We start from the raw sequence: 14,262 nt of genomic DNA on the forward strand, positions 1-14,262 counted from the left end.
GAAATCACTAAGCAGATAGACAATCTAATCATTATCGTAATAGGCAAGGCAGATGAATTTATTGATTGAAATGGGGGTAAATATGAAAAAGTTTGACAAAACCAATATAGCAGAAAGAATTAGACCGTTTCTTCTTATTGCAATAGGGACTTTACTAATGGCCACAGCATATATTTCAGTATATGATTCTGCTAGTATGGTTACTGGAGGCTTTGCTGGAATTGCAATTATTATAAAGCATCAGACCACATTTTTGGTTGAAGGTGGAATCCCATTATGGATAACAACAATAATATTAAATATACCTGTATTTTTTATAGCATATATTGTTAAAGGTAAGCATTTCGTAGGAAGAACTATATTTGCAACAATATTTTTGACGATATATCTGGCAATATTACCAAAATTCTCGTTAACACAGTCGGATTTATTATTAGCTGCAGTCTTTGGTGGAGTGTTTAGTGGTACTGGAATTGCGATGGTACTTTTATCATATTCAACAACGGGGGGGACCGATTTAATTGCATCGCTTATTCAACATTATGTAAGACATCAATCGATTGCAAGAATTATGCAGTTGTTAGATGGCGCAATTGTATTACTAGGAGCATTCATTTTTGGCATTCAAAAAAGCCTGTACGCAGTCATTGCAATATACGTGACAACATTAGTGTCTGATAGGGTTATAGATGGACTTAAATTTGCAAAAGGGATATTTATTATCTCAGAAAAATATAATGAAATATCGCAATCTATTATAGAGGAGATAGGACGTGGAGTTACTATTTTAAAGGGGACCGGTAAATTTTCCAATAAGGAAAGACCAGTCATATTTTGTGTCGTATCCAAAAAACAGTCAATTGAAATCAAGAGAATAACACAAATATATGACCCCGATGCATTTATAATAGTAAATGATGTGAGAGAAGTAATGGGAGAGGGCTTTGTTAAAAATACACAGAACAATTAATTTTATAGTGAATTTGCCTAAATTCTTAAATTATAATTTGGTAAAATGCAATATGGTATTTATCATTATCTTATTGTATTATAATCAAAGTTAGTTAATTAGACGTTGCATGGAAAAATGTAATGTAATATTAGGAGGATTTAAAGTATGGCAAGTTTATCACTTAAAAATGTATGTAAAGTATATCCTAACGGATTCGTAGCTGTAAAAGATTTTAATCTTGAAGTAGCTGATCAAGAATTTATTATTTTCGTAGGTCCATCAGGTTGTGGAAAATCAACAACACTTCGTATGATCGCTGGTCTTGAAGAGATTAGTTCAGGCGAATTGTGGATTGGTGACAAGTTAGTTAATGACGTAGAACCTAAAGATAGAGATATTGCAATGGTATTCCAGAATTATGCATTATATCCACATATGACAGTATACGACAATATGGCATTTGGACTTAAACTTAGAAAAATGCCTAAGGCAGAGATAGACAAGTCAGTTCATGAAGCAGCTAGAGTACTTGATATTGAACATTTGTTAGATCGTAAACCAAAAGCTTTGTCAGGTGGACAAAGACAACGTGTTGCTATGGGTCGTGCTATTGTTCGTAATCCTAAGGTTTTCCTTATGGATGAACCTTTGTCAAACTTAGATGCAAAATTGAGAGTTCAAATGCGTATCGAAATTTCAAAATTACATCAGAGACTTGAAACAACATTCGTTTATGTAACACATGATCAGACAGAAGCTATGACACTTGGTACAAGGATCGTAGTTATGAAAGATGGTATTATTCAACAAGTAGATTCTCCACAGAATCTTTACAATACACCTAACAATCTTTTTGTTGCTGGTTTTATCGGATCACCTCAAATGAACTTGATTGATGCAAAAGTTGTTCAAGAAGGTTCAGTTGTGAAACTTGAATTAGGAACTAATTATTCAATTATACTTCCAGAAGCGAAAGCAAAGAAAGTTGTTGAAGGCGGTTATGTTGGTAAAACTGTTGTTGCTGGTATTCGTCCAGAAGATGTACATGATGAAGAATTATTTATTGCATCATCACCAAACAGCATTATTGAAGTACCTATCAAAGTGTATGAATTATTAGGCGCTGAAGTTAACCTTCATTTTGACCTTGATGGAGCTACTTATACAGCTAAAGTTAATCCTCGTACAACAGCTCGTGCAGCCGATGTAATCAAATTTGCAATTGATTTAGCTAAGCTTCACGTATTTGATAAAGAAACAGAGCAAGTTGTTGTTCACTAAGAGATGCTTTAATTAGAAGAATATGTAAAATTTTGAGGAAATGTATAGAAATTATGCATTTCCTCTTTTAATTTTCCTCGTTTTGCATTACAATAGAGGAAGATATAAAATATCGGGAGAAAGGATTTCAAAATAATGATATCTAATCAAATATTGCAAAATACGATTGATGGTTTAAAGTCTATTACAAGAATCGACTTGTCTGTAATAGATACTGATGGACAAGTTGTAGCATCAACTTATCCAGATTCAGATGGATGCGAAGCTGAGGCTTTGTCTTTTGTGGATTCCCCTGCAGATAGTCAGGTGGTTCAAGGACATCAGTTCTTTAAAGTTATGGATGATCAACACTTAGAATATATTTTACTTGCAAAGGGAACTAGTGACGATGTATATATGATTGGTAAAGTAGCTACTTTCCAAATTCAGAGTCTACTCGTTGCATACAAGGAAAGATTTGATAAAGATAATTTTATAAAAAATCTGTTATTGGATAATTTATTACGAGTTGATATTTACACTAGAGCAAAAAAACTTCACATTGATACAGAAGCTAAGAGAGTTGTATATATAATAGAAACGAAGCATGAAAAAGACACAAATGCACTTGAGACAGTTAGAACTTTGTTTGCATCTAAGTCTAGAGATTTCATTACCGCAGTTGATGAGAGAAATATTATTCTCGTTAAAGAGGTAAAGGTTGGTGAGACTTATGAAGATCTTGAAAAAACAGCTGCTATTGTTATCGATATGTTAAATACAGAAGCAATGAGTACCGCTCATATTTCTTATGGTACAATCATTAATGATATCAGAGAAGTGTCAAAGTCATACAAAGAAGCTAAGATGGCCCTCGATGTTGGAAAGATTTTTTATAGTCAAAAGAATGTTGTTGGCTATAGTAAGCTTGGAATTGGCAGATTGATATATCAACTTCCAATACCATTGTGCCAGATGTTTATCAGAGAGATATTTGAGGGGAAATCCCCAGACGATTTTGATGAAGAGACATTATCAACGATTAATAAGTTTTTTGAAAACAGCTTAAATGTTTCTGAAACATCAAGACAGTTATATATCCATAGAAATACGCTTGTTTATAGACTTGATAAGCTTGAGAAGAGCACTGGGCTCGATTTGCGAGTATTTGACGATGCTATTACATTTAAGATAGCATTAATGGTTGTTAAGTACATGAAGTACATGGAAAGCAGAGATAATTACTAATTAATATAAGAGATGTATTGGGCTACGAGCTGAATGCGGCCACGAGCTCAATATGTTTAAATCATGGAGGCAATAATGATAATTGTAGAAAATATCTCAAAAACATATTCATCAGGCGCTCCAGCACTTAACGGTGTTGACTTAAGAGTAGAAAAAGGCGAATTTGTTTTTGTCGTTGGAAATAGTGGATCCGGAAAATCAACATTAATTAAATTGTTGTTGAAGGAATTAGAACCTACTACAGGTAAGATTTATGTAAATAAGAAATTTTTGAACAAAATTACTAGAAAAAGACTTCCAATGTTAAGAAGAGATATTGGAGTTGTATTTCAGGATTTCCGTTTATTAACTGATAGAAACGTATTTGAAAATATAGCATTTGCACAAAAGGTTGTAGAAGCACCAGCTAGACAGATTAGAGGTCAAGTACTTGCGATGCTTTCTATGGTTGGATTGTTGGACAAGTATAAGTCATTTCCAAACGAACTTTCAGGTGGTGAGCAGCAAAGAGTTGCCATTGCTAGGGCACTAGTGAATAATCCATCTATTTTACTATGTGATGAACCTACAGGTAATCTTGATCCAGTAAATTCATGGGAAATCATGAAGATTTTGGATGAGGCTAATAAGAGAGGAACAACGGTTTTAGTTGTTACTCATAATATGGAAATAGTACAAGCGATGAAGAAACGTACAATCACTATGAGTGGTGGAAAAATCATTAGTGATGTAGAAAAGGGTGGATATTTCTATGAGGATTAGATCTTTAGCATATAATATAAAGCAAGGATTGAAAAACATTTATCGAAATAGAATGTTTTCACTTGCGTCAATTGCAACGATTACAGCATGCTTATTTTTGTTTGGTGTATTTTATGCAATTTTAACAAATTTTCAATATATGGTTCAAAAAGCAGAAAGCTCAGTGTGTGTTACTGTGTTTTTCGATGAAGGCGTGAATGATCAACAAGTTCAAGATATCGGCAAAAATATACAGAGTCGTGTGGAAGTTTCAAATATTCATTTTACATCTTCACAAGAGGCATGGGATAAGTTCCAAAAAGAATATTTTGGACAGTATGCAGATTTGGCAGAAGGATTTAAGGATGATAATCCACTTGCAAATTCCGCTTCCTATGAAGTTTATTTAAATGATGCATCTATGCAGACAACATTGGTTACATATCTTGAGAATATGGATGGAATACGACAAGTAAATAAGTCGGATATAACGGCAAGCAGTCTTTCTAGTGTGGCGGTCTTGGTCGGTTATGCGTCTGTAGTAATTATAATAATACTATTAGCAGTATCAATTTTCCTTATTACTAACACAATTGTAATTGGTGTTACCGTTCGTAAGGAGGAGATTTCTATTATGAAACTGATTGGCGCTACGGACATGTTCGTAGATGCACCATTTATAGTAGAAGGTCTTACGATTGGTATAGTTGGATCTTTATTGCCACTATTATTATTGCATTATTTGTATAGTAATTTAGTGGGATTTGTTTTGAGTAAGTTTTCACTTCTTAATAATATTTTAGCGTTTTTACCAAGTGAAACAGTATTTGCAACTTTAATTCCTATATCAATTGGTTTGGGAATTGGAATTGGCTCTATTGGTAGTTATTTAGCATTGCGTAAGCATGTTAATGTATAAGACCATATAGTCATGATGAAAATAAAAAAAATAGCTATCGTAATGATAGCTATTTTTGTTAAAAGGGGTTTTGATTTTTAATTAGAATCCTTAAAGGAGAAAACTTATGAGGATTTGGATGAGAAAGCGAATTATCTCTGTGTTGTTAATATTTGTGATGATTCTACCGTATGCAGTTGTCGCTACGGGAACAACTACGACAGATGATCTTAAAAGTGCACAGAATAAAAAGAGTAGTTTAGAAAAACAGATAGAAGATACAAAAGCGCAGGTAAATCAGCTTGCCAAAGATTCAACAGATATAGAATCATACATCAAGTCAATTGATTTAAAAATGGCTCAAGTTGATAGTTCGATTAATGACTTGAATATACAGATAGATAATAAGCAGGTGCAGATTAAAGAAAATCAAGCAGCACTTGAACAGGCAAAAATTGAAAGCGTTGAGCAGTATGCATCGATGAAGCTTAGAATACAATATATGTATGAGCATGAGTCTGAGTCATATATTGAAATTATGCTGGCAGCAAAAGATATGGGCGATATGCTTAATAAAGCAGAATACATAAATAAAATAACAGACTATGACCGAGAAATGCTCGTAAAATATGCGGAAACAGAACAAATGATTCAAGATACACAAGTAGCTTTGCAAAATGAACAAACGGAACTTGAGGATTCAATGGCTTCAGTAGAAGCACAGAAAAGTTCAATGAAATTAGTTCAAGATGCAAAAGCGGTCGAGCTAAAAAAACTAAGTGAAAAAGTATCACAGGCAAATGCAAATGCGACACAGCTTCAGAATGATAAAAAGAAGCAAGAGGCCGAAATCACAGCGATGGAAGCTACCATTAAGGCAGCTGAAGCTGCGGCGAAAGCAAGTGGCGGTCCAGCAATGAATTATGATGGCGGTAAGTTTTTATGGCCGGTTCCAAATTCTCATAGAATAACATCATATTTTGGGGAAATGGAAGATAGATCTGTATCACATAATGGGCTTGATATTGGAGCAGCAACGTCTGGTGTGAGTGGTGATAAAATAGTCGCGGCATACGATGGTGTTGTAACAATTGCTGCATATAGTACTTCAGCAGGTAACTGGATATGGATTAATCATGGAGATGGATTATATACCGTATATATGCATAATTCACAGATGCTTGTTGCTGTAGGAGCTAAGGTTACTAAGGGCCAAGTTATTGCTCTAATGGGTAATACGGGCAACTCAACGGGAGCACATTTACACTTTGGGGTACGTGTGGATGGTGTATTTGTTAATCCGTTAGGTCCTAAATATTTGAGTAATTAATACATAGGTAGCTATATTTTCTAAAGAGATCATTAATGAGTATACGTAATTCAAAGAGGGGCGAGCCGATGAGAAATGCGAAGGGGAAACGAATTATTTCTATAAGTGAAAGCATTATTCCTATAGTAAAACAAATTACATCGATACTGCTGATTTTTACAATGATTCTTTCCTATATGGTTATCGCTAGTGGAACGACTAGTGATGACATTAATCAAGCGAAAGATAAGCAGAAAGATACTCAAAAGGAAATAAATGATACAAAAAATCTACTTGCACAGTTGGAAAAAGATAAAACGGATGCGTTATCGTATATCAATGCACTGAATAAGGAAATGAACGATATAGATTTCCAGATATATGATTTGAATCAACAGATTGCTGAAAAAGAAGCTCAAATCATAGATAATGAAGCGCAACTTGAACAGGCCAAAATAGATTCTAAAGAGCAGTATGCAGCAATGAAATTGAGAATACAATATATGTATGAGCATAAGTCAGAATCATATATTGAAGTGCTGTTGGCATCAAAAGATATGGGAGACATGCTTAACAAAGCAGAGTACTTCAATAAAATAACGAGTTATGACAGGGAAATGCTAGTAAAATATGTGGAAACAGAAAAAACAATTCAAGATACTGAAGTAGCTTTGCAAAATGAACATGCTGAGTTAGAGACTGCCATGGTTTCAGTTGAATCACAGAAAAGTTCATTAGCACTCGTTGAGAGTGCAAAAAAGACTGAACTTGCAAATATAAATGCAAAAGCAGAACAAGCTGCCGCATATAAGTCACAGCAGGAAAAAGCTGATAAAGAGCAAGAAGCTGCGATTGTGAAGATGGAAGAAGCTGACAATAGGAGACAAATGGAGGCGGAGGCTGCCGCTGCGGCGAAAGGGCCAAGTGGATCAAGTACATTGTTAAATTATAATGGTGGTACATTTGCATGGCCAGTTCTAACTTTCGGAGTAGTATCATCAAAGTTTGGAGATACGGATGGTAGAACGGCTCCACATAATGGGGTTGATATCAGAGCATCAATTTCCAGAGTGGAAGGTGAGAAAATAGTCGCTGCGAGTGATGGTATTGTAACAGCGGCCGAATATGCTGGAACTGCAGGAAACTGGATATGGATTAATCACGGTGGTGGATTATACACAGTGTATATGCATTTGTTAAAGATAAATGTATCCAATGGAGATCATGTAACAAAGGGTCAGGTTATTGGACTTATGGGTGGAAACCCAAGTGCTACTAGTGGAACGTCAACAGGAGCACATTTACACTTTGGAGTACGACTAGATGGTAAATATGTTGATCCGTTAGGTTCACAATATTTAAATCGCCAGTGATTACATAATATTGGAACGGCTATTAAATACATATGTTTATTATAAATATTTGGGGGAATAATATAATAGCCAAAATTGGCAATAGGAAAGGCATTAAAATGGAAAATCAGAAGAACAAGAAACATTTATTCCTAAAAGGAACGCTAGCAGGTATCTTATCAATTTTAATAATCGTAGCAATTGCATTTGTGATTTTTAGTAAGCAAGGTTATATTCATCTTGGAACAAATGGAGAAATCTATGTTCAGGATACATCTGTCACACAAGCACAAGATGGTATTGGCAATAAGGTGTTAACAAAGTTAAATACGTTAGAACAAGTTCTTAATTCATTTTATTTTGCTGACGTGGATGATTCAAATGCTTCTGAAAACATTTATAAGGCATATTTAAATTCATTTGGAGATAAATATACAGTTTATTATACAGCTGAAGAATATAAGTCTTTTACTCAGGCTGTCACAGGTAATTATTATGGAATTGGTGTCGTAGTCAGTAAGAATGATGATGGTACAATTAAAGTTGTATTGCCATATGAAAATTGTCCTGGTAGTGAAGCTGGAATGCAGATCGGAGATGCTATTACTAAGGTAAATGGCGTATCTGTAATGGACAGGGATTTGGACGCAGTTGTAGCAGAAATAAAAGGCGCTGAGGGTTCAACTGTTCAAATTGAACTTCTAAGAGAAGGTGTTGCGGATCCTATTTCACTTACAGTAGAACGCAGAAAGATAGATATTCCAACGGTTGCACATAAGATGTTAGATAACAAAATCGGCTATATTTCAGTTGCACAATTTGATGCAGTTACATATGCACAGTTTTTAGATGCTTATAAAACTTTAACTGCTGATGGCATGCAGGGTCTTGTAATTGATATTCGTTCTAATCCAGGTGGAAGTCTTGATACAGTCGTAAATATGCTTGATGAGATTTTACCAGATGGTTTGATTGTCTATACTGTAGATAAAGATGGTAAAAAAATCGAATATAAAGGCAAAAATACAGATGAAATCAAAGTTCCAATGACTGTACTAGTGAATGGTGACAGTGCAAGTGCATCTGAAATATTTGCAGGTGCTGTTCAAGACTATGGTGTTGGAACGATTGTAGGTACAACTACATTTGGTAAAGGCATTGTACAGACAGTGAAACAACTTACAGATGGTAGTGCAATTAAATTCACTATTTCAAAATATTTCACTCCAAAAGGACAAGAAATTCAGGGAAAAGGTGTTACACCAGATGTTGTTGTTGAGGTAGATGAAGCGATTAAAAACAAAACAGGAATTACATTTGAAGAAGACAATCAGTTACAGAAAGCGATTGAAATTGTTAAGGGTAAGATAGCTCAGTAACTGAATATCAGAACAAATGTTTGCAAATAGAAAAATGATATGATACAATGGTTGAAAGCTTTTGAGCTATTGTATCATTGCAGAATAAAAAGACTGTCATGATTTGGCAGTCTTTTTAGACTATAAAGGAGTCATGATTTGGCAATCTTTTAATATTATAAAGGAGCCAGAAAGATATGCATTAGTCGTGGGATGTATCTTGCTTTCGCAAGCCACAGAAATGGAGAAAAGTATGGGAGAATTTAAACTTGTATCAGAATATTCGCCTACAGGTGATCAGCCACAGGCAATCGATAAGCTTGTTAAGGGATTTGAAGCAGGCAATCAATTTGAGACTTTATTAGGAGTTACAGGCTCTGGTAAGACATTTACTATGGCCAATGTTATCCAAAAACTTCAGAGGCCTACACTTATTATTTCACATAATAAGACGTTAGCTGGACAGCTCTATGGTGAGTTTAAGGAATATTTCCCGGAGAATGCTGTTGAATATTTTGTGAGTTATTATGATTATTTTCAGCCGGAGGCATATATGCCTGCGAGCGATACTTATATTGCGAAGGATTCTGCCATTAATGATGAGATCGATAAGCTCAGGCATTCGGCGACAGCGGCACTTTCAGAACGTAAAGATGTTATTATTGTAGCCAGTGTTTCATGTATCTATGGTTTGGGTGCGCCTATTGACTATAAGAAGATGGTTATTTCTATTAGACCAGGAATGATAAAAGATAGAGACGAAGTGATTAGACAACTCATTGATATTCAGTATATGAGAAATGATATGGATTTCAAACGTGGAACCTTTCGCGTTAGAGGTGATGTCGTTGAAGTTTTCCCATCATCATCAAGTGGAGATGCAATCCGAATGGAATTTTTTGGTGATGAAGTGGAAAGAATTACAGAGATTGATACACTAACTGGTGAGATCAAGGCGGTAGTTGACCATGTGGCGATTTTTCCAGCATCTCATTATGTTGTTGATAAGGAAAAGCTTGCTAAGGCCGTAGAGGATATTTCGGCTGAACTTGATGAACGTGTTAAGTTTTTTAAAAGTGAAGACAAGCTGTTAGAAGCACAAAGAATAAAAGAGAGAACTGATTTTGATATAGAGATGTTGTTGGAGACTGGATTTTGTTCGGGAATTGAGAATTACTCGAGACATTTGTCGGGATTAGAGCCGGGAGCGCCACCATATACGTTGATAGACTATTTCCCAGAGGATTTATTGATTATTGTTGATGAATCACATATTTCAATACCTCAGATTAGAGGAATGTATGCAGGAGATCAGTCTAGAAAGTCTACACTTGTAGACTTTGGATTTCGACTCCCTTCAGCAAAAGATAACAGACCTCTGAATTTCACTGAATTCGAGGGAAAGATTGATCAGATGTTATTTGTATCTGCAACACCTTCTGTCTATGAAAGAGAACATGAGATGTTGGTCGCGGAGCAGATTATTAGACCAACGGGACTTCTTGATCCTCAGATTCAAGTAAGACCAATTGAAGGCCAGATTGATGATTTGATTTCAGAGATTAACAAAGAAATTGCTATGAAAAATAAGATATTGATCACAACGTTGACGAAGAGAATGGCAGAGGATTTGACGGATTATTTGCGTGAGATTGGAATTCGTATTAAGTATTTGCATGCAGATATTGATACGCTAGAGCGCGCTAGGATTATTCGTGATATGCGTCTTGATGCGTTTGATGTGTTGGTAGGTATTAATTTGCTCAGAGAAGGTTTGGATATTCCAGAAATTACACTTGTCGCCATATTAGATGCGGATAAAGAAGGGTTCTTGCGAACTGAAACATCTCTGATTCAGACAATCGGACGTGCTTCTCGTAATGTTGATGGACATGTTATCATGTATGCAGATAAGATTACCGATTCTATGAATCGAGCAATCAGCGAAACCAACAGAAGACGTGGCATTCAACAGATTTATAATGAAGAACACGGGATTACACCAATGACTATTAAGAAGGCTGTACGTGATCTGATTAGTATATCCAGAGCGGCAGAGGCTGGAATTGGTGTTGAGATAGATAAAGATTATGAATCTATGAGCAAGAAGGAACTTGAAAAAGTAGTGAAAGCAATTGATAAGAATATGCATAAAGCTGCAGCGGAGTTGAATTTTGAAGAGGCAGCAAAGCTGAGAGATAAGATGGTTGAGATTAATAAGCAGTTGTATGAGTTGAAATGATATATATTATATTTACGAAAGGTTTTGGACATGGCGAAAAAAATTGAAAAACAATATATTAAGATACGTGGTGCGAATGAGCATAATTTAAAAAATATTTCTGTGGACATTCCAAGAAATGAATTAGTAGTATTGACGGGCCTTAGTGGATCTGGTAAGTCTTCACTTGCATTTGATACGATATATGCAGAAGGTCAGAGAAGATATATGGAGTCATTGTCTTCGTATGCTAGACAGTTCCTTGGACAGATGGAAAAACCAGATGTTGAAAGTATTGAAGGATTGTCTCCTGCGATTTCGATTGATCAGAAATCAACGAATAGAAATCCACGTTCTACAGTTGGTACGGTAACGGAAACCTATGATTATTTACGTTTGTTGTTTGCAAGAATAGGAATTCCACATTGTCCGGAATGTGGAAAAGTGATTAAAAAACAGACGGTTGATCAGATGGTTGATCAGATTATGGAACTTCCTGAGAAAACGAAGATTCAGCTACTTGCGCCAGTGGTTAGGGGCAGAAAAGGGGAACATACGAAGTTATTTGAACAGGCTAAGAAAAGCGGCTATGTTAGAGTGATGGTGGATGGAAGTGTATATGAACTTACGGATGATATTAAGCTCGATAAGAATAAGAAGCATAATATTGATGTGGTTGTTGATAGACTTTCTATTAGAGAAGGTATCGAAAAGAGACTTACGGATTCAATTGAAACAGTACTTAAGTTAGCAGATGGGTTGATGAAGGTTGATGTTGTAGGCGGTGAGCCTATTAATTTCAGTCAGAGTTTTTCATGTCCTGATTGTGGTGTCAGTATAGATGAGATTGAGCCTAGAAACTTTTCTTTTAATAATCCATTTGGAGCGTGTCCTGAATGTTCTGGACTTGGATATAAGATGGAATTTGATATGGATTTGATGATTCCGGATGATAGCCTCAGTATCAATGAAGGCGCAATCGTTGTTATGGGATGGCAATCGGTAACGGATAAGTCTAGTTACACAAGAGCGATAATGGATGCGATAGCAAAGGAATATAAGTTTAGTCTTGATACACCATTTCGAGATTATCCAGAGAATATAAAAGACGTTATCTTATATGGAACAAAGGGCAAAGAAGTAAAGGTATATTATAGAGGACAGCGTGGAGAAGGAATCTATGATGTGTCATTTGATGGACTCATTAAGAATGTAGAAAGACGTTATAGAGAAACGGCATCTGATTCTCAAAAACAGGAATATGAAACATTTATGCAGATAACTCCTTGTAAGGAATGTCATGGACAGAGGCTCAAAAAGTCTTCCCTTGCAGTAACGATTGTGGATAAAAATATTTCTGATTTTACGGCAATGTCTATTGTGAAAGCTAAGAATTTCCTTGAAAAAATGGAGCTTTCAGATAGACAGTTACAGATTGGAAGCCTAATTATAAAAGAAATTAAGGCAAGAATTGGATTTCTCGTGGATGTTGGATTGGATTATCTTACGCTTGCCAGAGCAACTGGATCATTATCAGGGGGCGAGGCGCAAAGAATTAGACTTGCAACCCAGATTGGTTCTGGCTTAGTAGGTGTTGCCTATATTCTGGATGAGCCTAGTATTGGACTTCATCAAAGAGATAACGATAAGTTACTAAAGACGCTTATTCACCTTCGCGACCTAGGTAATTCAGTGCTTGTTGTGGAACATGATGAGGATACGATGTTTGCTGCGGACTATATTGTGGATATCGGTCCTGGAGCTGGCGAACATGGTGGAGAAGTTGTTGCTGTTGGTACCGCAAAAGATATTATGAATAACAAACGTTCTATTACGGGAGCATATCTTAGTGGAAGAATGAAAGTGCCAGTACCGACCGAACGTAAAAAACCGAATGGATTTATTACAATTAGAGGAGCTAGAGAGAATAATCTTAAGAATATCGATGTTGATATTCCACTGGGAATTATGACGTGTATTACTGGTGTTTCTGGTTCGGGTAAGAGTTCATTAATCAATGAGATTCTTTACAAACATTTGGCAAAATCGCTGAATAGAGCGAGATTAATACCAGGAAAACACGATGGGATTGAGGGAATAGAACAACTGGATAAAATTATTGCGATTGATCAGTCTCCCATCGGCAGAACACCAAGATCGAATCCGGCGACCTATACGGGCGTGTTTGATCAAATTAGAGATCTATTTGCAGCTACGCCAGATGCAAAGGAACGAGGTTACCAAAAGGGTAGATTCAGCTTCAATGTAAAAGGCGGAAGATGTGAAGCTTGTAGTGGTGATGGTATTATTAAGATCGAGATGCATTTTTTGGCTGACGTATATGTACCGTGTGAAGTGTGTAATGGGAAGCGTTACAACCGTGAAACTTTAGAAGTGAAGTATAAGGGCAAGAATATTCACGATATCCTTGACATGACAGTAGAAGAGGCTGTAAAGTTCTTCGAAAATGTCCCAAATATCAAACGTAAAATTGAAACAATGAATGAAGTTGGCCTATCCTATATCAAATTAGGACAGCCATCCACTGAATTATCAGGTGGTGAAGCGCAAAGAATTAAGCTTGCAACGGAACTGAGTAAACGAAGCACTGGAAGGACTATCTATATCTTAGATGAACCAACTACAGGCCTTCATTTTGCAGATGTTCACAAGCTTGTTGAAATCCTTGAAAAACTTACTGAAGGTGGGAATACTGTAGTTGTAATTGAGCATAATTTGGATGTGATTAAGACTGCTGATTATATTATTGATATCGGACCTGAAGGCGGCGACAGAGGTGGTACAATTATTGCAAAAGGTACACCAGAGGAAGTTGCAGTATGTGAAGGATCTTATACTGGGAAGTATCTTAAGAAATATTTGGGATTATAGAAATGTGCAAGATGTTATAGGGATATTGAGA

Annotated in this window: 10 protein-coding genes; all 10 read left to right on the forward strand. The window is 35.9% G+C overall.

All coding sequences use genetic code 11. From position 1 onward, the window contains the following. Positions 1-82: 82 nt before the first annotated feature. Positions 83-970 carry a YitT family protein gene (locus BMY18_RS00750; protein WP_092449587.1) on the forward strand — a complete coding sequence of 296 codons (888 nt, stop codon included), beginning with the start codon at positions 83-85 and terminating at the stop codon, positions 968-970. Positions 971-1,117: 147 nt separating this feature from the next. Continuing rightward, entirely contained in the window at positions 1,118-2,233 is a 1,116-nt protein-coding gene (locus BMY18_RS00755; protein WP_092449589.1) for an ABC transporter ATP-binding protein, read from the forward strand. 135 nt (positions 2,234-2,368) lie between these two features. Further along, positions 2,369-3,460, forward strand: coding sequence for a PucR family transcriptional regulator (locus tag BMY18_RS00760; RefSeq protein ID WP_092449591.1), 1,092 nt, complete (start codon positions 2,369-2,371; stop codon positions 3,458-3,460). A 75-nt stretch (positions 3,461-3,535) separates the two neighbouring features. Then, positions 3,536-4,222, forward strand: a complete 687-nt coding sequence (ftsE, locus tag BMY18_RS00765) for a cell division ATP-binding protein FtsE (protein WP_092449593.1) — start codon at positions 3,536-3,538, stop codon at positions 4,220-4,222. Beyond that, positions 4,212-5,120: a permease-like cell division protein FtsX gene (gene ftsX, locus BMY18_RS00770; RefSeq protein ID WP_092449595.1), complete on the forward strand. Its 909-nt coding sequence runs from the start codon at positions 4,212-4,214 to the stop codon at positions 5,118-5,120. Before ftsE ends, ftsX begins: the two co-directional genes overlap by 11 nt. A 106-nt stretch (positions 5,121-5,226) precedes the next feature. Beyond that, positions 5,227-6,429, forward strand: coding sequence for a murein hydrolase activator EnvC family protein (locus tag BMY18_RS00775; RefSeq protein ID WP_092449596.1), 1,203 nt, complete (start codon positions 5,227-5,229; stop codon positions 6,427-6,429). 68 nt (positions 6,430-6,497) lie between these two features. Then, the gene (locus BMY18_RS00780; RefSeq protein WP_170841239.1) at positions 6,498-7,781 is read left to right on the forward strand and encodes a murein hydrolase activator EnvC family protein; all 1,284 of its coding nucleotides are present in this window, start codon (positions 6,498-6,500) and stop codon (positions 7,779-7,781) included. 98 nt (positions 7,782-7,879) lie between these two features. Continuing rightward, on the forward strand, positions 7,880-9,139 hold the full coding sequence (locus BMY18_RS00785; protein ID WP_092449600.1) for a S41 family peptidase: 1,260 nt from the start codon (positions 7,880-7,882) through the stop codon (positions 9,137-9,139). Between the two features lie 232 nt (positions 9,140-9,371). Continuing rightward, the gene (gene uvrB / locus BMY18_RS00790; protein ID WP_092450204.1) at positions 9,372-11,360 is read left to right on the forward strand and encodes an excinuclease ABC subunit UvrB; all 1,989 of its coding nucleotides are present in this window, start codon (positions 9,372-9,374) and stop codon (positions 11,358-11,360) included. 30 nt (positions 11,361-11,390) lie between these two features. Then, complete coding sequence (gene uvrA / locus BMY18_RS00795) at positions 11,391-14,231, forward strand: excinuclease ABC subunit UvrA (protein WP_242940922.1); 2,841 nt, start codon at positions 11,391-11,393, stop codon at positions 14,229-14,231. Positions 14,232-14,262 lie beyond the last annotated feature (31 nt).

Origin of the sequence: [Clostridium] fimetarium (assembly GCF_900111235.1) — a bacterium.
Taxonomy (GTDB): domain Bacteria; phylum Bacillota; class Clostridia; order Lachnospirales; family Lachnospiraceae; genus Clostridium_N; species Clostridium_N fimetarium.

Bases quoted from the DNA above. Each gene is read 5' to 3' on its own strand.
- ftsE (WP_092449593.1), top strand. From the start codon at position 3,536: ATGATAATTGTAGAAAATATCTCAAAAACATATTCATCAGGCGCTCCA.
- BMY18_RS00775 (WP_092449596.1), top strand. From the start codon at position 5,227: ATGAGGATTTGGATGAGAAAGCGAATTATCTCTGTGTTGTTAATATTT.
- uvrB (WP_092450204.1), top strand. From the start codon at position 9,372: ATGGGAGAATTTAAACTTGTATCAGAATATTCGCCTACAGGTGATCAG.
- BMY18_RS00750 (WP_092449587.1), top strand. From the start codon at position 83: ATGAAAAAGTTTGACAAAACCAATATAGCAGAAAGAATTAGACCGTTT.
- BMY18_RS00780 (WP_170841239.1), top strand. From the start codon at position 6,498: ATGAGAAATGCGAAGGGGAAACGAATTATTTCTATAAGTGAAAGCATT.
- BMY18_RS00760 (WP_092449591.1), top strand. From the start codon at position 2,369: ATGATATCTAATCAAATATTGCAAAATACGATTGATGGTTTAAAGTCT.
- ftsX (WP_092449595.1), top strand. From the start codon at position 4,212: ATGAGGATTAGATCTTTAGCATATAATATAAAGCAAGGATTGAAAAAC.
- BMY18_RS00755 (WP_092449589.1), top strand. From the start codon at position 1,118: ATGGCAAGTTTATCACTTAAAAATGTATGTAAAGTATATCCTAACGGA.
- uvrA (WP_242940922.1), top strand. From the start codon at position 11,391: ATGGCGAAAAAAATTGAAAAACAATATATTAAGATACGTGGTGCGAAT.
- BMY18_RS00785 (WP_092449600.1), top strand. From the start codon at position 7,880: ATGGAAAATCAGAAGAACAAGAAACATTTATTCCTAAAAGGAACGCTA.